Origin of the sequence: Sulfitobacter sp. PM12, from assembly GCF_045586035.1 — a bacterium.
GTDB classification, from domain to species: Bacteria; Pseudomonadota; Alphaproteobacteria; order Rhodobacterales; family Rhodobacteraceae; genus Sulfitobacter; species Sulfitobacter pontiacus.
Genome location: NZ_CP151529.1, coordinates 1,071,626 through 1,090,453, shown reverse-complemented (window position 1 = coordinate 1,090,453; position 18,828 = coordinate 1,071,626). Strand labels below are relative to the sequence as shown.

General features: G+C 61.4%; 14 protein-coding genes. 6 read left to right on the top strand and 8 right to left on the bottom strand.

Annotation, left to right across the window (positions count from 1 at the left end; genetic code table 11):
- Window positions 1-6 precede the first annotated feature (6 nt).
- The 6 genes from AADW22_RS05225 to AADW22_RS05200 all read right to left on the bottom strand — a co-directional run bounded on the left by AADW22_RS05225 (window position 7) and on the right by AADW22_RS05200 (window position 6,521).
- Window positions 7-2,103: an FAD-dependent oxidoreductase gene (locus AADW22_RS05225; protein WP_407474390.1), complete on the bottom strand. Its 2,097-nt coding sequence runs from the start codon at window positions 2,101-2,103 to the stop codon at window positions 7-9.
- A 28-nt stretch (window positions 2,104-2,131) separates the two neighbouring features.
- On the bottom strand, window positions 2,132-2,908 hold the full coding sequence (locus AADW22_RS05220; RefSeq protein WP_037943569.1) for an IclR family transcriptional regulator: 777 nt from the start codon (window positions 2,906-2,908) through the stop codon (window positions 2,132-2,134).
- Window positions 2,905-4,245 carry a TRAP transporter large permease gene (locus tag AADW22_RS05215; RefSeq protein WP_005851928.1) on the bottom strand — a complete coding sequence of 447 codons (1,341 nt, stop codon included), beginning with the start codon at window positions 4,243-4,245 and terminating at the stop codon, window positions 2,905-2,907. The genes AADW22_RS05220 and AADW22_RS05215 overlap by 4 nt, the downstream gene beginning before the upstream one ends.
- Window positions 4,245-4,778 (bottom strand): TRAP transporter small permease, encoded by a 534-nt coding sequence (locus AADW22_RS05210; RefSeq protein WP_005851926.1) that lies wholly within the window; start codon window positions 4,776-4,778, stop codon window positions 4,245-4,247. Before AADW22_RS05210 ends, AADW22_RS05215 begins: the two co-directional genes overlap by 1 nt.
- 27 nt (window positions 4,779-4,805) lie before the next feature.
- Window positions 4,806-5,861 (bottom strand): C4-dicarboxylate TRAP transporter substrate-binding protein, encoded by a 1,056-nt coding sequence (locus tag AADW22_RS05205; RefSeq protein ID WP_037943567.1) that lies wholly within the window; start codon window positions 5,859-5,861, stop codon window positions 4,806-4,808.
- 165 nt (window positions 5,862-6,026) lie between these two features.
- The gene (locus AADW22_RS05200) at window positions 6,027-6,521 is read right to left on the bottom strand and encodes a class I SAM-dependent methyltransferase (RefSeq protein ID WP_407474389.1); all 495 of its coding nucleotides are present in this window, start codon (window positions 6,519-6,521) and stop codon (window positions 6,027-6,029) included.
- Between the two features lie 160 nt (window positions 6,522-6,681).
- Here AADW22_RS05200 and AADW22_RS05195 point away from each other — a divergent pair, with 160 nt between their 5' ends.
- The 4 genes from AADW22_RS05195 to AADW22_RS05180 are packed head-to-tail and all read left to right on the top strand — an operon-like array spanning window position 6,682 to window position 12,551.
- Entirely contained in the window at window positions 6,682-8,457 is a 1,776-nt protein-coding gene (locus AADW22_RS05195) for a dipeptide ABC transporter ATP-binding protein (protein ID WP_407474388.1), read from the top strand.
- The gene (locus AADW22_RS05190) at window positions 8,450-10,375 is read left to right on the top strand and encodes an ABC transporter substrate-binding protein (protein WP_407474387.1); all 1,926 of its coding nucleotides are present in this window, start codon (window positions 8,450-8,452) and stop codon (window positions 10,373-10,375) included. Before AADW22_RS05195 ends, AADW22_RS05190 begins: the two co-directional genes overlap by 8 nt.
- The gene (locus tag AADW22_RS05185; protein ID WP_005851921.1) at window positions 10,372-11,400 is read left to right on the top strand and encodes an ABC transporter permease; all 1,029 of its coding nucleotides are present in this window, start codon (window positions 10,372-10,374) and stop codon (window positions 11,398-11,400) included. The genes AADW22_RS05190 and AADW22_RS05185 overlap by 4 nt, the downstream gene beginning before the upstream one ends.
- Window positions 11,397-12,551, top strand: coding sequence for an ABC transporter permease (locus tag AADW22_RS05180; protein ID WP_407474386.1), 1,155 nt, complete (start codon window positions 11,397-11,399; stop codon window positions 12,549-12,551). The genes AADW22_RS05185 and AADW22_RS05180 overlap by 4 nt, the downstream gene beginning before the upstream one ends.
- 73 nt (window positions 12,552-12,624) lie before the next feature.
- On the opposite strand, the gene AADW22_RS05175 is transcribed toward AADW22_RS05180, so the two are convergent.
- Both AADW22_RS05175 and AADW22_RS05170 read right to left on the bottom strand, forming a co-directional pair.
- Window positions 12,625-13,395, bottom strand: coding sequence for an MBL fold metallo-hydrolase (locus AADW22_RS05175; protein ID WP_064216243.1), 771 nt, complete (start codon window positions 13,393-13,395; stop codon window positions 12,625-12,627).
- A gap of 79 nt (window positions 13,396-13,474) precedes the next feature.
- Window positions 13,475-15,907, bottom strand: coding sequence for a mechanosensitive ion channel family protein (locus tag AADW22_RS05170; RefSeq protein WP_407474385.1), 2,433 nt, complete (start codon window positions 15,905-15,907; stop codon window positions 13,475-13,477).
- Window positions 15,908-16,318: 411 nt separating this feature from the next.
- Between AADW22_RS05170 and AADW22_RS05165 the strand changes: the two genes are divergently transcribed.
- Window positions 16,319-17,524 carry a glycosyltransferase family protein gene (locus tag AADW22_RS05165; protein ID WP_407474384.1) on the top strand — a complete coding sequence of 402 codons (1,206 nt, stop codon included), beginning with the start codon at window positions 16,319-16,321 and terminating at the stop codon, window positions 17,522-17,524.
- Window positions 17,521-18,783 carry a glycosyltransferase family 4 protein gene (locus AADW22_RS05160; RefSeq protein WP_407474383.1) on the top strand — a complete coding sequence of 421 codons (1,263 nt, stop codon included), beginning with the start codon at window positions 17,521-17,523 and terminating at the stop codon, window positions 18,781-18,783. The genes AADW22_RS05165 and AADW22_RS05160 overlap by 4 nt, the downstream gene beginning before the upstream one ends.
- Window positions 18,784-18,828 lie beyond the last annotated feature (45 nt).

Genomic DNA, 18,828 nt, shown 5'->3' with positions numbered 1-18,828 from the left:
GTTCATTTACTTAGCGGCTTGTTTGTTCAGGTCGTCAAAGTTGCGCCCTTCGGCCACCAGCTGTTTCAGCAGCGGTGCGGGTTCCCAGAACCAGGCGTCTTCCTTGGCGTAGCTTTCGATGTCGGCCAGCAGAGCAGGCAGCCCTTGCAGGTCGGCCCATTTCATCGGGCCACCCCAGTAGCGCGGGAAGCCGTAGCCAAAGAGCAGGACCATATCCACGTCCAAGGGCCGCTTCGCGATGCCCTCGCCCACGACCTTTGCCGCCTCGTTGACCATCGCGGCCATATAGCGGCGGACGATCTCTGCGTCGGTAAAGTCACGCGGGGTGATGCCACGCTCGGCGCGTTCGGCGGCGATCAGCTCGGACACTTCGGGATTCGGCACGCCGCCGCGCGATCCGGCCTCATAGATGTAGTAGCCTTTGCCGGTCTTCTGGCCGAAGTTGCCGGCTTCGCAGATCTTGTCGGGGTATGTCGGCACGCGTTCGGCAGGGTGGCGCGTCGCCGCCTTGCGCTTACGTGTGGCCCAGCCGATATCGAGTCCGGCCAGATCGCCCACGGCAAAGGGGCCCATGGCAAAACCGAAATCCACCAGCGCCTTATCGATCTGGAACGGCGATGCACCATCAAGCACCATGTGATCGGCAGCGGTGCGGTAAGTTGCCAGAATACGGTTGCCGATAAACCCGTCGCAGACACCGGCGCGCACAGAAATCTTGTTCAGCGCCTTGCCAAGAGCAAAGCCCGTGGCGACCACATCGGGGGCGGTCTTTTCGGCGACGACCACTTCGAGCAGCTTCATGATATGCGCGGGCGAGAAGAAGTGCAGCCCGATCACATCCGCAGGGCGCGAGGTGCTGGCCGCGATCTCGTCCACATCCAGATAGGATGTGTTGGACGCCAGAATAGCACCGGGTTTGCACACGGCATCAAGCTTGCCGAACACCTCTTTCTTGACACCCATATCCTCGAACACGGCTTCGATCACCAGATCGACCGAGGCGAGGCTGTCATAGTTGATCGACACCTCAAGCGCGGTGTTGGTCATCGCGTCGTATTTCATCTGCGTGATCTTGCCACGCTTAAGCGCGCCGGAAAGATTGCCCGCGATGCGTCCGCGCGCGGCCTCTGCGGCGTCTTCCTTCATCTCGATCAGCACGACGTTGAAGCCCGCCAACAGCGCCGCCGTGGCGATGCCTGCGCCCATGGTGCCGCCGCCGATGATGCCGATGGATTGCAACGCGCGGGGTTCGACGCCTTTCAGTTCCGGCAGGTTGCCTACCGCACGCTCAGAGAAGAACGCGTGGATCATGCCCTGACGTTGGTCTGTCTCCATCAACTCCATGAAAATCTTGCGCTCGGCCAGCATGCCTTCGTCAAAGGGCAGCTCTGCCGCGGCCTGAACCGCGCGGACCGCCTGCGCCGGAGAGATTTGCCCCCGCCCCTTTTTCAGCGTCCCGTCATAGGCGGCATCCCAGTCGATCGGCGCGGGTGCGGCCAGCTCGCTGACGGGGCGGCGCGGTGCGTTGGTGGCGATCAGGTTCTCGGCATAGGCGACGCCCACATCCTCGGGGTCACCCTCGGTGACCTGATCGACGATGCCAAGGCTTTCGGCTTCGGCCGCTTTGACCTGACGGCCAGAGGTGATCAGATCAAGCGAGGGGTCCACACCGATCAGACGCGGCAAACGCTGGGTCGCACCGGCACCGGGGATCAGGCCCAGATGCACTTCGGGCAGGCCCACTTTGGCCGACGGCTGCGCCACGCGGTAATGCGCCGACAGCGCGATCTCGAGCCCGCCGCCCAAAGACACACCATGCATGGAGGCGACAACGATCAGCGGGGACTCCTCGATCCGTTTGCACACATCCGGCAGGAAAGGTTCCAGCGGCGTTTTGCCGAATTCGGTGATATCCGCACCGGCGATAAAAGCGCGGCCCTCGCCGACGATAACCACGGCTTTGACGCCGTCATCGGCCTCGGCCTGCGCCATACCGGCAACCAGACCTTCACGAACAGCATGGGACAACGCATTGACCGGGGGGTTCTTGATCCGCAGTACGGCCACGTCGCCTTTGCGGGTATATCCAATCTTGTCAGTCATTTAGCATATTCCTTGGTCTAGTCTTGTTTCAGTCCCGGCGGCTGAGCGCGGGGGTGCGCCCGGTGCGCTGTTCAAGCGCGCGCACCAGTTCACGCAACGCGGGGCCGACCTCTTGCACGATACGGGAATCGGGCAAATCATGTGGCATGGCCCCGGCGGTGAACGATACCGGTTCGCCGAACTCTTCGGCAAAATAGGGGACACTTACGGCGTTGATCGTACTGGCATATCGTGTGCCCTCCGACGCGTAAGCGAACCCTTGTTCTATCAATTGCGAATATCCCTCCGCCCGGAACCTTCGCATATCCGCTTCGGGCGTCAACTGCTCAAAGCGCTCTTCGCCAAGTGACGCCACGACGGCCATGCCTGACGACGATCCGAACACGGGAATCCGGTGCCCCGGCTCCAGCCAGATGGTCGAAGCATTCTGTGGCCGCCATGTGCGCACCAGCATCATTTTCTCGTCGTCGCGCACGGCGACCAGCAATAGCGTGCCCGTTTTATCGGCCAGCTCTTGCATGGCGTCGGACACCAAATCCAGAAAGTTCACCGCCACCGATGCGACAGAGCCAAGCGCGATAGCCGACGGCCCCAGCCGAAAGCGGTCATTGCGCCCGCCGTGGCTGAGATAGCCCAGTTCGCACAGCGTATAGGTCAGCCGCGACACCGTAGGCTTGGGCAGCCCCGTCCGGTCGGCAATCTGCGCGTGGGTCAGCCCGCTGTCACTGGCGCGAAAGGCCCGCAATACAGCAAGCCCCCGCGCCAGAGTGTTGGCAAACTTCCTGTCTGTGGGGTCCCCACTCATCGCGCCGCCATAGGAATAAGCAGCGAGATCATCGGGAAGGACATGATCAGCACCAGCACGATCACGTCAACGCTGAGGAAGCGCGTGATACCGGCAAAGATCTTGTCGATCGGAGCCTCTTTGCCCACCACATTGGCGATGACAAAGACGTTCAACCCGACAGGCGGCGTGATCAGCCCGATTTCCAGCAGCTTAATCACCACAACACCGAACCAGATCAGGTTCATGTCATAGCTTTCCACCAGCGGGATCATCAGCGGCAGGGTCAGAACCATGATGCCAATGGGATCAAGGAACATGCCAAGCAGCAGATAGATCGCGGCAATCGCCAGCAGCAGGACCACGACGGACAGCTCTGCCTCGGCCACGACGTTCACAATCATCGGGGCAACGTTGGTCAGGGCGATAAAGGCCACAAAGATCTTGGCCCCTGCCGCGATAAAGAAGATCGCCGCGGTCTGGATGCACGTCTCTTTCACCGCATCCCACAGGCCCTGCAAGGTCAGCTTGCGCTGCGCAAAACCGATCAGCGTCGCCGCGACCACGCAGACAGCCGCCGCTTCGGTCGCCGTAAAGATACCGCCGTAGATACCGCCGATGATCAACACGAACAGCATGACCGCAGGCCAGCTTTCAGCCGCCGCCGCAAAGCGTTCCTTGGCGGAGTAGCGTGTCGCTGTCGAAGGGGCGATTTCGGGCGAACGCCAGACCCAGACGGCAATCACGAGGATAAAGCCCGCCAGCGTCAGCAGCCCCGGCAAAACACCCGCGAGGAACAGCGACGAAATCGATGTCTCGGTGAAGATACCGTAGATGATGAACAGAACCGACGGCGGGATCAGCGAGCCCAGAGTGCCCCCTGCCGCGACCGACGCTGTTGCCAGACGCGGGTCATATCCCATGCGCAGCATCTCGGGCGTACAGATTTTCCCCATGGTCGAGGCACAGGCAATAGAGCTGCCGGTAATGGCCGAAAATCCGCCACAGCCCATGACGCTTGCCATGGCAACACCGCCGGGCAGACGCGTCAGCCAAACCTTGGCCGCGTGGTAGATCTTGGTCGTGATATCCGCGCGATAGGCAATGTGCCCAAGGGCGACAAACAGCGGTATCATCGATAGATCGTAGGAGTGTATCAGGTCAAAGGAGTTCGAGAACACCATCGACGTTGTGGCACGGATGGCACGTTCGGGCATGAAAGTGCCAGTGCGGAAGGCAAAGATAAAGAAGGTCGCAATCGTCGCGACGCTGGCCAGCGCAAAGGCAATCGGCACACGCAGCGCCAACAGGATCAGAACGGCAGCAAAGGCAATCAGCCCGATGGTCGACGCATCCATTACAGCACCTCTTTTTCGGCAACGAGCTCGATTGTGTGGTTTTCTTCGTCCGAAACGATGCCCCCGGACAGGATGGTCCGCACATCGCGGATCGCCAGTTCCGCCAGACGCAGCCAGCAGGCGGCGATACCGACCACAAACAACAGACGTCCGGGCCATTTGGGCAGGTTCAGGTCACCGTAGAAAAAGCTGCCCTTTTCCCAAACGCTCAGGAATTCGCGGCCGCCGGAATAGATCAGACCGCCCAAGGCGATCATCCCCATGACCGACCCCAGCACAATAAGCCAGGACCGGAGTTTGGGCCCGAACCGGTCGGACACAAAAGCCACACTAACGTGAGCGCGGTTTGCGGTCGCTGCCGCAAGGGGCAGGAGGATGGCCGCAACCATCAGCTCCCGCACCAAAGTGACGCTATCGGGTACGCTAGATGCGAAGACGGCGCGTGCGACCACGTTGGACGTGATCAAGATCCCCAAAAGGATGACCGCAGCCGCGCCCAACCCCAACAGGATTTTCTCAAGTGGTACCAACATGGTCCCTGCTCCTCCCAAAGCTTGTGTTTAGTTGTTGTCAGCTGCCCAAGGGTAACCGTTCTCGTCGCGCTCTTGCGTGTATTTGGCGATCAGCGCTTTGTAGTCTTCCAGCAGTTGCTCGCCCGGCAGACCGGTGCGGTTGGCTGTCTCGACCCACTCAGCCAGATACTTCTCGCCGCCTTCGACCAGCTTGGCGCGCTCTTCCGCGGGCAGTTCGAACACTTCGACACCTTGCTCTTTCATCGCGGCAATGGCGTTGTCGTTCGCGGTTGTGATCATGCGGCCGAATTCATCGGACAGATCCGCACCGGTTTCCAGCAGCACAGCTTGCTGATCTTCGGACAGCGCATCGAACATGTCTTTGTTCATGAAGATGCCGACGCCGCCAACCTGGCCCCAGTTCAACAGGGTGTAGTTGTCCATGACTTCGGCCTGCTTCAGCGCGGCAACAGCGTAGGAATACCCTTGGCTACAGTCGATCAGACCGGTGTCGAGCCCTTGGTACGCGTCATAGATCGACATGTTGACCATGTTCGCGCCTTCGTCACCAAAGACCTTACCATAGGCCCCTGTGCCGCGTACTTTCTTGCCCGCGATATCGGCAACCGAACGGATCGCGTCGCCCTTACAGCCGATGTTCACCTGGCTGGTGGTCCATGTCCCGATGTACACGAGGTTCTTTTCAGCCAGGTTTTCCGCAATCGCGGGGTTCGACCGCATCAGCTCGTCCGTGGCGCGCATACCGACCCAGGCGTCCGGGTTGTTTACGGGCAGGTCAGCGATGCCATAGGCGGCCATTTCCTGCGGGTAATACACCGCGATCACCGACCCCATATCCGCCACACCGTCACCGATGGACTGTACAGCCGCATTCGCCTTGAACAGCGCGCCGCCCCACTGGATGTCGAGGCGCAGATCGTTTTCCGACCGCTCGGCAACCTGATCGGCGAACCACTGCAACGCATCTGCACGGGCACCGCGATTCGGGCCTGCTTCGCCGTGGATAAGCACGGTTTCAGCACCGGCAACGGAAGCCGCCACAGTCATTGCAGCAGCGAAAGATAGGTTTTTCAAAAAGGACATGTAATTCCCTCCCAAGAATTGTTTTACCATGCGAAACATCGTTTCACTATGTCTCGGGCGCACACTAGGGAGGGGATTTGGAACGTGCAAGCGAAACTTAAAGCGGCGCCGGAATACCGACGCCGCTTACTATTTAACCATTACGTATCAAGTACTTAATTCAGATCATGACTTCTCGCGGCGGTACATGAAGCAGCGTCCCTCCACAGCTTCAGGTGGTAAGGGGATTTCGATCAAATTGTCGAAATACATCCGGTCACTGGACACCATGATGCCCCCGACGGCCAATAACGGCTCGATCAAAGGCGAGATTTCACGCGCGAAAGCATCGTTTTTTGCAAGGTTATGCCCGCCAAGATCAGCGTGAATCAGAGCCGCATTCGCGCCAAAGCGCGTCAGTGCCGCAGGCAGGGTTTCGTGCACATCGCCTAGGATCAGCTGATGGTCCTCGGGCGTGCTATCGGGATTCGATGCAACCGCGCGCTCAAACACAAAGATATCGCGGTCGGGCATCGTTTCACGGATGTGGTGAAAGGTACGGCCATTGCCCAATCCCAGCTCGAACACCGGCCCCGTCATTTTCTGCGTCAGGGCGGCGGCATGGTCGAGACACGCACGCTGTGACACCATACGGTCGATAAAAATGTCCAGGCGGCTCATCGCGGTTCTCCTTCGGGTTGGGTCGTACTGATGCAACATGGGGACGCCACCCCCCTTTGTGTACCGCTGACGCTTGGTTTTTGCGCTGCCCCCTAGACGCTTGGGTGTTTATCGGCTTCACTCGATAGGTAATGATCGCTCTGACCCGCTTGGGATAACAATGGCCCCCCTTCTTGAAGTAAATGATCTGTCGATCGGTTTCGGCAACGGCCCGTCGGTCGTGGACGGCGTCAGCTTTGCGTTGAACGCGGGCGAGACCCTCGCGCTGGTGGGCGAAAGCGGGTCCGGCAAAACGCTGTCCTGCCGGTCGGTTTTACGCCTGCTGCCCGATGCGGCACAGATGCGCGGCGGGTCGATCCGGTTCAACGGGGCCGAGGGTGCCGTCAACCTGCTGTCCCTCCCCGAAAAGAAGATGCGCGCCATTCGGGGGGATCGAATCTCGATGATCTTTCAAGAACCCATGCGGTCGCTATCGCCGCTGCACCGGCTTGGGGATCAGGTCGCCGAAGTACTGCGCTTGCACCGCAAGATGGGACGAACGGCGGCTAAACGTGCCGTGCTCGAACAGTTTGAGAAGGTCGGTTTTGTCGATCCACTGCGCGCCTGGAAAAGCTATCCGTTCGAGATGTCCGGCGGGATGCGCCAACGCGCGATGATCGCTATGGCCATGGTCGCCAAGCCCGAGCTGTTGATCGCGGACGAACCGACGACCGCCTTGGACGTGACGACCCAAGCGCAGGTGCTCGGGCTGATCCGGTCGCTGCAGGCAGAAACCGGCATGGGTGTGATCCTTGTGACCCATGATCTGGGCGTCGTGGCGAATATGGCGCAGCGTGTCGTGGTGATGAACAAGGGCCGCGTGATGGAACGGGGCGATGCGCAAGAGGTGTTGGGCAGCCCTGCCCACCCCTACACCGCCAAGCTTTTCGCTGCCGCCCCGATGATCCCCGCCGTGGCCGCCCCTGCGCCCGCTTCCACGAAGCCCGCAGACGATGTGATCCTTGATCTCCGCGACGTGTCCAAGACCTATACCATGCGGGCGGGCGGCTGGCGCAAGCCGGTGTCCGTATCCGCCTGCCAGCACGTTGACCTGCACCTGCCCCGTGGCAAGACGCTGGCGATTGTCGGCGAAAGCGGATCGGGCAAGACCACCTGCGCCCGCATCGCCATGGGGGCCGAACGTCCCGATGTCGGCGGCGAAGTGCTGTTTCGCCCCGACCCCGCCGCCGCACCGCTGGCCGTGCATGATCTGTCGCCCACTGAACGCACCGCATTTCAACGGCAAGCGCAGATGGTGTTTCAAGACCCGTATTCCTCGCTCAGCCCGCGGATGCGCGTGCAGCAAGCCCTGACCGAACCGATGGAGGTGCACAACATCGGCACAGCCCGCGACCGCCGTGAAAAGGCGGCCGAAATGCTGCGGTGGGTCGGATTGAACCCTGATATGCTTGGCCGTTTCCCGCATGCGTTTTCAGGCGGCCAGCGCCAACGGCTGTCCATTGCCCGCGCGCTGACGCTCGATCCGAAGCTGCTGATCTGCGACGAACCCACCTCGGCGCTGGATGTCTCGGTCCAAGAGCAAATTCTAACGCTGCTCGAAGACATCCGCGACCGCGCCAACCTGAGCTACCTGTTCATCAGCCACGATCTGGCGGTCGTTGCCCGCATCGCGGACGAGGTCGCGGTTATGCGCGCTGGCGTGATCGTCGAACAGGCCCCGCCCGACACGTTGTTCTACAATCCGCAACACCCCTACACCCGCGCCTTGATCGCGGCACAGCCCGAACCCGATATCAGCCGGCCCATCGATCTTGATCTGGTCGCCAAGGGCGCGGGCTCTCCCACGCTCTGGCCCGAACAGTTCCGTTTTGAAGGCCGTCACGCCCCCGCCCTGCGCGAGCTTGAGCCCGGCCATAAGGTACGTTGTCATGCGTAAGTTCTTCCTTGCCCTCGCCGCGACCCTCGGCTTTGCGCCCCTTGCCGCGCATAGCGATGGCCCCGTGCTGCAAGAAAGCAGCTTTTGGGCGCAAGAGGTCAACGCCGGCAGCCTGCCCCACGTGCAGGACCGCATCCCGTCAGAGCCTCTGGTCGTCGACCTCGAAGCCAAGGGCCGCAGCTTCGGGCGTCAGGGCGGTACGCTACGCACGTTGATCTCGCGCACCAAGGACGTGCGGCAGATGGTCGTCTACGGCTATGCGCGGCTGGTAGGGTATCAGCCTGACTACACGCTTGCCCCCGATATCCTCGCCGCGGTGGACGTGGAAGAAGGGCGCAAATTCACGCTACACCTGCGCCCCGGTCACCGCTGGTCGGACGGCATGCCCTTTACCTCGGATGATTTCCGTTACTGGTGGGAAAATGTTGCCAACGACCCGGACATCACCCCCAGCGGGCCGCCGGATTTCATGATCGTGGACAACCGCCTGGGAAAGGTCACCTTCCCCGATGAACATACGGTCGTGTTCGAATGGCAGATCCCCAATCCGAATTTCCTGCCGCTGCTGGCGCAAGCAAGCCCACCGTTCATCTATCGCCCCGCCCACTACCTGTCGCAGTTCCATAAGAAGTTCGCCGATCCCGATGCGCTGGTCGAAAAGGTCAAAGCCGCGCGGGTCAAAAGCTGGGCCGCGCTGCACAACAAGCGCGACAATATGTATAAGTTCGACAACCCCGCGCTGCCGACTCTGCAGCCGTGGATCAACTCCTCGGACAAGGACAGCTCGCGCAAGCTCTTTGTGCGTAACCCCTATTTCCACCGTATCGACAGCCGGGGCGTGCAGCTGCCCTATATCGATGTGGTGCAGATGACCGTGGTCGGCGGCGGGCTGATCGCGGCCAAGGCCAACGCGGGCGAGGTCGACCTGCAGGCGCGCGGGCTCGATTTCCCCGATGTCGCGATCCTCAAGAAAGGCGAGGCGGACGGCGGCAAATACCGCACCCTGCTTTGGGCCAACGGCGCCGCCAGCCAGATCGCCATCTATCCCAACCTGAACTTCGCCGACCCCGTGTGGCGCGAGGTCATGCGCGACGTGCGTTTTCGCCGCGCCCTGAGCCTCGGCATCGATCGACGCATGATCAACCGCGCGCTCTATTTCGGCCTCGCCAGCGAAGGCGGCATGTCCGCCCTGTCGCAAAGCGCGCTTTACAACGACGACAACACACATGCGTGGTCCATGATGAACCTCGCCCACGCCAACGCGCTGCTGGATGATATGGGTCTGACCGACCGCACCCCCGCAGGGCTCCGCAAGCTTCCCGATGGCCGCCCGATGGAATTCGTGATCGAAACCGCTGGCGAACGCAGCGAGGAAGAAAACGCGCTGGCGATCATCGCGGACACATGGCGTGATCTGGGCATCCGCCTGATCATGCGCCCGCTGGACCGCGATATCCTGCGCAACCGGATCTATGCAGGGCGGACCATGGCCTCGGTCTGGTTCGGCTGGGACAACGGGCTACCGGGGCCGTCGACCTCTCCTTCCTATCTGGCGCCCACCAATCAGGAATTCTTTGCCTGGCCGATGTGGGGACAATACTACCAAACAGTCGGACAGGCCGGGTCGCCCCCCGATATGCAGCCCGCGAAACGGCTGATGCTGCTGGCGAATGACTGGAACCACACCGACGACCCACAGGTGCGCGAAGACATCTGGAAGCGGATGCTCGCCATTCACGCCGAACAGCAATTCGCCATCGGCGTGCTGGCCGAGGCCCCGCAACCCGTCGTCGTCTCAAACGACCTAATGAATGTACCGGAGCATGGAATCTGGGCCTTTGATCCCGGCGCGCATTTCGGCATTCACCGCATCGACGAATTCTACTTCCAAGACCCCCATGTGCAGGTAAGCCGATGATCTTCCTCCGATACGCCGTGTGGCGTTTCATCACCATGCTACTGACCCTCTGGGTGGTTTCGCTTCTGGTCTTCGTCATCATCAACCTGCCACCCGGCGACTATCTGTCGAACCAGATCGCCGAGTTGCGCGCGACGGGTCAGGCCGAAGGCGTGGCCAAGGCCGAGTTTCTGCGCCACGAATACGCGCTGGATGAACCGATCTGGAAGCAATACCTGATCTGGGTCGGCATGGTGCCGGGGCCGCAGGGGTTTGCCGGCTTGATCCAAGGCAATTTCGGCTGGTCGTTCGAATTTGACCGCCCCGTGGGCGAAATCGTCGGCGATGCGCTATGGATGACGGTGCTGGTCAATCTCGCCGCGGTATTATTCGTTTATCTTATCGCCCTGCCGCTAGGGGTGCTTGCCGCCGCCAAATCCGAGACTTGGGTCGATTATACCGCCGGCTTTCTGGGCTACCTCGGGCTCGCGACACCGAACTTCCTGCTGGCACTGATCCTGTTTTACTATGGGCATAAATACTTTGACCTGCCGATTGGCGGGCTTATGGCCCCCGAGCTTGAGGGCCAGCCCATGTCATGGGAGAAAGTACGCTCGGTCCTGCTGCACCTGATCGTCCCGACTTTTGTGATCGGCACCGCCGGTGCCGCCGCGATGATGCAGCGGTTACGAGCGAATATGCTCGACGAGCTTGATAAACCCTATGTGGAAACCGCCAAGGCCAAGGGTATGGGCCCCGCGCGTCTGCTGTCGAAATACCCGCTGCGCGTGGCTTTCAACCCCTTTGTCGCGGATATCGGGAACCTGCTGCCTGCGATGGTGTCGGGCTCTGTGCTGGTATCGGTGGTGCTGGGTCTGCAAACCATCGGGCCCTATCTGCTGGTGGCGCTGAAGTCCCAAGACCAGTTCCTCGCGGCGTTCATCTTGATGTTCGTGGCCCTGCTGACGCTGATCGGCACGATGATCTCTGACATGCTGCTGGTCCTGCTTGATCCGCGCATCCGTTACGGGGCACGCAGCTCATGAGCATCCAGCCGGACAACCGCTTTGTCGACACCACCCCCTGGACCGACGACGCCGATCTTTCCGCGCTTGAGCGGGCCGAGATGGACGCCTCTGTCGCGCGGCTTATGTGGCGCAAGTTCCGGCGGCACAAGCTGGCGCTGGTATCCGGGCTGTTTCTGGCCTTCTGCTATCTGATCTTGCCAGTGGCGGGGTTCATCGCGCCCTACACACCAAACGAGCGCAATGCCGAACACATCTACGCGCCACCCCAAAGCATCAACCTTTGGCACGAGGGCAGTTTCATCGGCCCCTTTGTCTACGAGACGACGGGCACTGCGGATCTGGTGAATTTCCGCTGGGAATACGACACCGATACCAGCGACCCGCGCAAGATTGAGTATTTTTGTAAGGGTGAAACCTACCACCTCTTTGCTGTCATCCCCAGCGACACCCACCTGTTCTGCGCGCCTGACGGGGCGACGGTGTTTCTCTGGGGATCGGATCGGTTGGGGCGCGATGTGTTCAGCCGCATCCTCTATGGCGCGCAGCTGTCCTTGACGGTGGGGTTGATCGGCATCACGGTCAGCTTTGTGCTGGGGATCTTCTTTGGATCTTTGGCCGGTTACTTCGGCGGCAAGACCGACTGGCTGGTCAACCGCGCGATCGAGATTTTGCGGTCCTTGCCAGAGCTCCCGCTCTGGCTGGCGCTTTCGGCGGCGGTGCCGTCGAACTGGGGGCCCGTGTCGGTGTTCTTTATCATCTCGATCATCCTCGGGATTCTGGACTGGCCCGGGCTGGCGCGGGCGGTACGGTCAAAATTCCTGAGCCTGCGTGAAGAGGAATACGTCAAAGCGGCCGAGATGATGGGCGCGTCGCCCGCACGGGTGATCCGCAAACACTTGCTGCCGAATTTCATGTCGCATCTGATCGCCAGCGCGACCCTATCGATCCCGGCGATGATCCTTGGGGAAACCGCGCTGAGCTTCCTCGGGTTGGGCCTACGCGCGCCCGCCGTCAGCTGGGGCGTCATGCTGAATGACGCGCAAAATCTGGCGAGCATCGAGATCTACTGGTGGACCGCCATTCCCATGCTGCCGATCATCGTCGTGGTGCTGGCGTTCAACTTCCTGGGCGATGGTCTGCGCGCAAGTCTTGATCCGTATAAATCCTGACCCGCTGGGGCCTTCAGTTCCAAATGGTCTAAATCCCGGGGGGTGCGGGGGGCTGGCCCCCCGCTGCGCCGGATCAGTACCAGTCGCCCATTTTGACTTCGATCCCCTCGCCGACCATGGCGGCAAAGGCGGCGGGGTCTTGCGTGCCGTCGTCGCGCCCACGGTAATGGTAGGGGTAGACGAAAGAGGGTTTGAACGTCGACACCGCAGCCGCGGCCGAGGTCGCGTCCATGGTAAACGGCAGGTTCATACAGACAAACGCCAGATCGATATTCTCTAGCGCCAGCATCTCCGGCGTCGCTTCGGTATCGCCCGAGATATACACGCGGAAATCGCTGAGGTTCACGATATAGCCGTTGTCACGCCCCTGCGGGTGGAACTGCTTGCGTTCTTCAGTGGTGTTATAGGCGGGGATCGCCTCGATCGAGACCTCGTTGAACATCGCCTGCTCGCCATTGGCCAGCGCATTCGCCTTGGCCTTCAGCGCCTCGGGCAGCATGTCGTAGACCGCAGGATTGGTAAGGATCTGCGTGTTTTCGCCCACCACACCGGCCAGTGTTTCGGCGTTATAGTGATCGCCGTGCTCGTGGGTGATCAGGATCAGATCGGGGGTGGCAAAATCGCTGTAATTGGCAACCTCGCCCACGGGATCGCAGTAGATCACGCCGGCTGGCGTCTCCATCACAAAGGACGCGTGGTCGATGGGGTGCACTTTGACCTCGCCGCCGGTCATGGGGAACATATTACCGCCGTGAGCCGCGGCTTGCGCGGCATAAGGCAGTAGCGTCACAACCCCGGCGGTGGCGGCGGTGGTCGTCAGGAATTGGCGTCTGGACTGTTTCATGGGAATTCTCCTGTTGCAGGTGAAGATGATGCTAGCGCCCGCCGCCGTCGTTTCAATGTCACAACTGCGCGAGACAAGGCTATCGGTCGTCGCCGCCCGGCTCCGGGCCGGTTTGTGCCTCTTCTTCCAGCGATGCCTGCGCCGCTGCGGTCACCGCATCGCGTTCCTCGTCGCTCAGGTCTTTGACCTTGCCGTCGGCCAGACGCACAGTGACCTCCCGATGGGCAAAACGGATTCCTTCGCGCTCAAACAAGGCTCGGATTTCCTCATAGACCTTCTTGCGCACCAGCCATTGATCCCCCGGTTTGGTCATGAACTTGACCCGGATGATCATGGCGGAATCCTGCATTTCAATCACGCCCTGCGATTTCAGCGGCTGGATAAAGTTGTCGCCGATCACCGGATCATCCAGCAGCGTGATGCCAAGCTTTTTGATCAGCTTGCGAACGCGTTCGACATCGGTGTCATAGGTCACCCGCAACGGCAGCTTCATGATCACCCAGTCGCGGCTGTAGTTGGTCATCACCTGCAGCTCGCCAAAGGGGATGGTGTGCAGCGCGCCCAGATGGTGGCGCAGCTGGAACGACCGGACCGAGATTTTCTCGACAGTGCCCTTCACGCCGCCCACATCAAGGTATTCCCCCTTGCGGAAGGCATCGTCGAACAGAAAGAACGCGCCAGCAAAGATATCGCGCACCAGTGCTTGACTGCCAAAGCCGACGGCAACACCGACGATCCCCGCACCGGCGAACAGCGGGCCGACATTGATCCCGAATTCCATCAACACGATGAGGGCGATGGTCACGATCAGAACGATCAGGACAAAGTTGCGAAACAGCGGCAGCAGCGTTGCCAATCGGCTGGCAGAGGACGCGCCGCTGCCTTCGTCGCCCAGTTCCGCCTCGGGCTGGTCGGCGGTTTCGGCCTCGATCTTGCTGTCGATCCAGATGCGGAAGGCGTGATAGACGACGTAGCCGATAAACAGGATCACCATCACGTCCAGCAGCTTGTCCGCGTGGCTTTCGACCATCAACGTTGCCTCTGTGTCCCAGATATAGAAGAACGCATAGGCCCCCGTAACAAAGGCGAGGATACCGGCCACGCGCCGCGCCAGACCTTCAAAGCTGGTGAGACTTTGGCGTGGCACCATTGCCGCCTGTCGGTCAGCCTCGTCCAGCGACATGGTATCATCCGCTTGCGCAGTGCCGGCGGCCTCGGGCGCGTCCTCGTCCAGGGCGGCATCAGCGCGCTTCTCGCGGCGCAGCTCGTTCAGGCGGCGCATCATGCGCGCGCGGGCAAAGCCGCGTTCAATAGCATAGTTGATCACACCGTAGACCACGATGATCGACACCAGAATACCATAGGCCCCCGCGATCAGAGGCACGGAGCTTGGGTTCTCGAGCACCAGATCATAGGTCAGTTCGAACCAGGCAAAAATCGCATAGGCCACCACCAGCGGTGCCCAGGCTCGCGACATAAATCGCCCCACGGCGCTGCATTCCGACGCGGGCTTGCCCTGCCGCAGCGCGTTTGAAATGGGGCGGCGGTTGACCCAGATCATCAGAATATTCGCCACGACGATCGCCGCCGACATCAGGGAGGCGATGAAGGCATAGACATCATAGTTCAGCCCGAGTTCAGCGATCCAGATACCGAACAGGATCGCGACGGTATCAAGGCTTGCCATCATCCACAGCCAGCGGTGCAGCCGTTTGGCGTCGCGGTCGCTGAACACAGGGATGCGGTATTGCGACAGGAAGGGTGACAGGATCATCCGCCACAGGCCCGCGGCCACGCGACAGACAAAATAGCCGATGTTGATCAGCGTGACAGTGAACTGGATCGCCGTGTCTTCAAGCGGTCCAAACAGCAGCGCGCCCAGAATATAGGCCACCACCATCGACACCAGAACGCCGATGACCCCCATGAAAAACCGAAACACCAGAAACGGCATCTTTTCGGTATAGCCAACGGGGTTCGCCTGCACTTTGGCGGTGACGAAGCCGCGTGCCATTCGCTTGCCGAACAGCTCTACCTCGACCACGGCCCCGACAGCAAACAGCGCGAGCGCCACCAGCAGCGTCTCACCAAAGGCCCAAAGCGTGCCGTCCGGGCTGGCGGCCCGCAGAATATAGATCACCTCGTTGATCGCGTCGGGCAACTGCACGATGCGTTCGATCAAGGCAGTGCGGAACTGGTTGCCCCGTTCTTGCAGGTGCATCAACGCAGAGGTTTCCTTGGCCAGCGCCGCCTCTTGCCGGTCGCCCTCGGCCGGTTGGGCAGATGCGGGCTGGTTCAACAACTGGCCCGCGCTATCGACCACCACCACGCTCACCCCGCTTTCAGCGGCTCGTCTGATGACCTCTTGCAGTCGCGCGGCATCGCCTTCTGCATCGCTGACGGCAGTTTCCTGCGCTGTTGGCAAAAGGGACAGAACCCCTTGCGCCGTCGCGGCGTTGGCAAAGGGCAAGACCCACAGCGACAAAAGAAGGGTGAAGATGAAATGCCGCATATGTCCTCGCTCATGGCCTTGGGGAGCAGTCTAGAGACGCTAAGCCACCCCCCGTGCCATTGCAATCTTTACCCCCCGGCCCCACCTACTCCCCCAGACGATGAACCGCGAAGGACGCCGAATATGACACGCGCCGCATCTTCCCACGGGCTTGGCCCCCTCAAACGCCGGTTTTCGCAGCCTATTCAAGGGCGCCGACGGCGGAAGGTGCTGAAATGCATGACATGTTCACCATAGATGCCTAAGGTATTCTTATTGGGCTGTTCGACCGGCAGACCAAGGTGATGTGAGTGTATTCGGTTTCTGGGTGCATCGGGCGGGACGGGTTCACCTGCCTTCGACAATAAACGCTTTCTAGCCGCCAGACTGATAGGTGCGGCCAAGGATATTTGACTAAGTTAGGATCGGCCCATGCGCCAAACGGTCTCGAACAACGCCCGCAATGGCAAACCAGCGCGGCGGGTGCTTTTCTATAGCCACGACACCTTTGGATTGGGCCACTTACGGCGGTCGCGCGCACTGGCTGCCGCCTTGATGGACGGCGACGAAGATGCCTCGGCCATCATCCTGACCGGATCGCCCGTCGCGGGGCGTTTCACCTTTCCTAAAGGCGTCGACCACATCCGCCTTCCAGGCGTGACGAAGCTGGCCGACGGCAGCTATGTGGCGCAAACGCTTGGCCTTGATATCGACGAGGTTACCTCCCTGCGGGCCGGTCTGATCCGCACCGCGATCGAGGAATACACCCCCGATCTGCTGATCGTGGATAAAGAGCCGACGGGCTTTCGCGGGGAACTGCTGCCCAGCCTTGACTGGCTGCGCGAGAATGGCACCACCAAAGTCGTGCTGGGCCTGCGCGACGTGCTGGACGAACCCGAGGTGCTGGCCGCCGAATGGGAACGCAAGGGCGCGGTTGAAGCGACCGAGACATACTATGACGAGATTTGGGTCTACGGCATGCGCGATGTCTATGATCCGACCAAGGGGCTGCCCCTGTCGCAGGCGACCCACGACCGGATGCATTGGACCGGCTACCTGCGCCGCGAGGCCCCGGACGAGGTGCCCCCCGCCGAAGAGCCCTATGTGCTGATTACCCCCGGCGGCGGCGGGGACGGTGCCGCGATGGTGTCGCTTGTGCTGGACGCCTACGAGCAAGACCCCGACCTGACGCCAAATGCCAAGCTGATCTACGGCCCCTTCCTGTCCGGCGACGTCCGCGACGCCTTTGACGCGCGGGTGGCCAAGCTGGGCGGGCGGGTGACCGCGCTTGGCTTTGATAGCCGGATCGAACAGCTTTATGTCGGGGCTGAAGGCGTGGTTTGCATGGGCGGCTACAACACCTTCTGCGAGGTGCTTTCTTTTGACAAACGCGCCGTCATCGTGCCGCGCACCGTGCCCCGGTTGGAACAATGGATCCGTGCCAGCCGCGCCGAAGAGCTTGGGCTCGTCCGCATGCTGGAAGAAACCCGTGATGGCATGACACCGCAGGCGATGATCGCCGCAATCCGCAACCTGCCGCATCAGAACAAACCCTCGCAAGCCGGTGCAGACGGGCTGCTGGACGGGCTTGACGTGGTGGTTGAACGGGGCCGCGCCCTGATGGGCGGTGGCGCATGACCGACACCCCTGCCCCCCTCGCCCCCGCCCCCCTCGCCATTGTGGTCAAAGGCTGGCCGCGCCTGTCCGAGACCTTCATCGCACAAGAACTTGTCGCCCTTGAAGAAGCCGGTCTGCGGTTCGACATCTGGTCGCTGCGCCACCCGACCGATACGAAAACCCACCCGTTGCACGACCGGCTGCAAGCGCGCGTGCGCTATTTGCCGGAATACCTGCGCGACGATCCCGAACGTGTGGCCGCAGCACAAGAGGCCGCGAAAGCCATGCCCGGTTACGACGCGGCATGGGAGGTTTTCCAACAAGACCTTGCCCGCGATGACACCCCTAACCGCCGTCGCCGCTTTGGGCAGGCCTGCGTCATGGCACATGAGCTCCCCGCCGAGACCCGCGGCATCTATGCGCATTTCCTGCACACCCCGTCCTCGGTCGCGCGCTATGCCGCGATCCTGCGGGGCCTACCGTGGAGCTTTTCTGCCCACGCCAAGGACATCTGGACCTCGCCCGAATGGGAGTTGCGCGAAAAGCTGGACCCCGCCAGCCACGGTGCCGCCTTTGGCGCCACCTGCACGGACTTTAACGCGCAACATCTGCGTAAGCTAACCACCGCCCCGGGCCGGATTGATCTGGTCTACCACGGGTTAGATCTGGCGCGTTTCCCCGAACCGCCAACCCGGGTCCAACGCGCCAAAAGCGATCCGTTCCAGATGATGTCTGTCGGGCGCATGGTCGAGAAGAAGGGCTTTGACAACCTGATCGACGCGCTGGCGCTGCTGCCGAATGAGTTTGACTGGCACTGGACCCATATCGGCGGCGGGGACCTGTCGGAACCGATGAAAGCACGCGCAGAAACGCACGGGATCAACGACCGGATCACTTGGCGCGGGGCTTGCGACCAACCAGAGGTGATCGCGGCCATGCGCGCCGCCGATCTGTTCGTGCTGCCTTCGCGCATTGCCAAGGACGGTGACCGTGACGGGCTGCCCAATGTGCTGATGGAAGCGGCAAGCCAGAAGCTTCCGCTGCTCAGCACGCCCGTATCCGCCATCCCCGAGTTCATCACCAGCGGCACCACCGGAGTGCTAAGCGACGATGCCCCCGCCGCCCTTGCCGAGGCGATGCGGCGTTTTGCGGAGGATCCATCGCTTGGCCCTCGGCTGGCCGAAGCCGCCCACGAGCGGCTGCATGCAGAGTTCACCATGGCCCCCGGCATTCGCCAGCTACACAAACGGCTGACGGCCATGCTGGCACAGGGCGGCTGATGCGGCTTGCGTTCTACGCTCCGTTAAAGTCGCCTGACCATCCGG

Bases quoted from the DNA above. Each gene is read 5' to 3' on its own strand.
- AADW22_RS05170 (WP_407474385.1), bottom strand. From the start codon at position 15,907: ATGCGGCATTTCATCTTCACCCTTCTTTTGTCGCTGTGGGTCTTGCCC.
- AADW22_RS05205 (WP_037943567.1), bottom strand. From the start codon at position 5,861: ATGTCCTTTTTGAAAAACCTATCTTTCGCTGCTGCAATGACTGTGGCG.
- AADW22_RS05210 (WP_005851926.1), bottom strand. From the start codon at position 4,778: ATGTTGGTACCACTTGAGAAAATCCTGTTGGGGTTGGGCGCGGCTGCG.
- AADW22_RS05185 (WP_005851921.1), top strand. From the start codon at position 10,372: ATGATCTTCCTCCGATACGCCGTGTGGCGTTTCATCACCATGCTACTG.
- AADW22_RS05200 (WP_407474389.1), bottom strand. From the start codon at position 6,521: ATGAGCCGCCTGGACATTTTTATCGACCGTATGGTGTCACAGCGTGCG.
- AADW22_RS05195 (WP_407474388.1), top strand. From the start codon at position 6,682: ATGGCCCCCCTTCTTGAAGTAAATGATCTGTCGATCGGTTTCGGCAAC.
- AADW22_RS05160 (WP_407474383.1), top strand. From the start codon at position 17,521: ATGACCGACACCCCTGCCCCCCTCGCCCCCGCCCCCCTCGCCATTGTG.
- AADW22_RS05190 (WP_407474387.1), top strand. From the start codon at position 8,450: ATGCGTAAGTTCTTCCTTGCCCTCGCCGCGACCCTCGGCTTTGCGCCC.
- AADW22_RS05215 (WP_005851928.1), bottom strand. From the start codon at position 4,245: ATGGATGCGTCGACCATCGGGCTGATTGCCTTTGCTGCCGTTCTGATC.
- AADW22_RS05225 (WP_407474390.1), bottom strand. From the start codon at position 2,103: ATGACTGACAAGATTGGATATACCCGCAAAGGCGACGTGGCCGTACTG.
- AADW22_RS05165 (WP_407474384.1), top strand. From the start codon at position 16,319: ATGCGCCAAACGGTCTCGAACAACGCCCGCAATGGCAAACCAGCGCGG.
- AADW22_RS05220 (WP_037943569.1), bottom strand. From the start codon at position 2,908: ATGAGTGGGGACCCCACAGACAGGAAGTTTGCCAACACTCTGGCGCGG.
- AADW22_RS05175 (WP_064216243.1), bottom strand. From the start codon at position 13,395: ATGAAACAGTCCAGACGCCAATTCCTGACGACCACCGCCGCCACCGCC.
- AADW22_RS05180 (WP_407474386.1), top strand. From the start codon at position 11,397: ATGAGCATCCAGCCGGACAACCGCTTTGTCGACACCACCCCCTGGACC.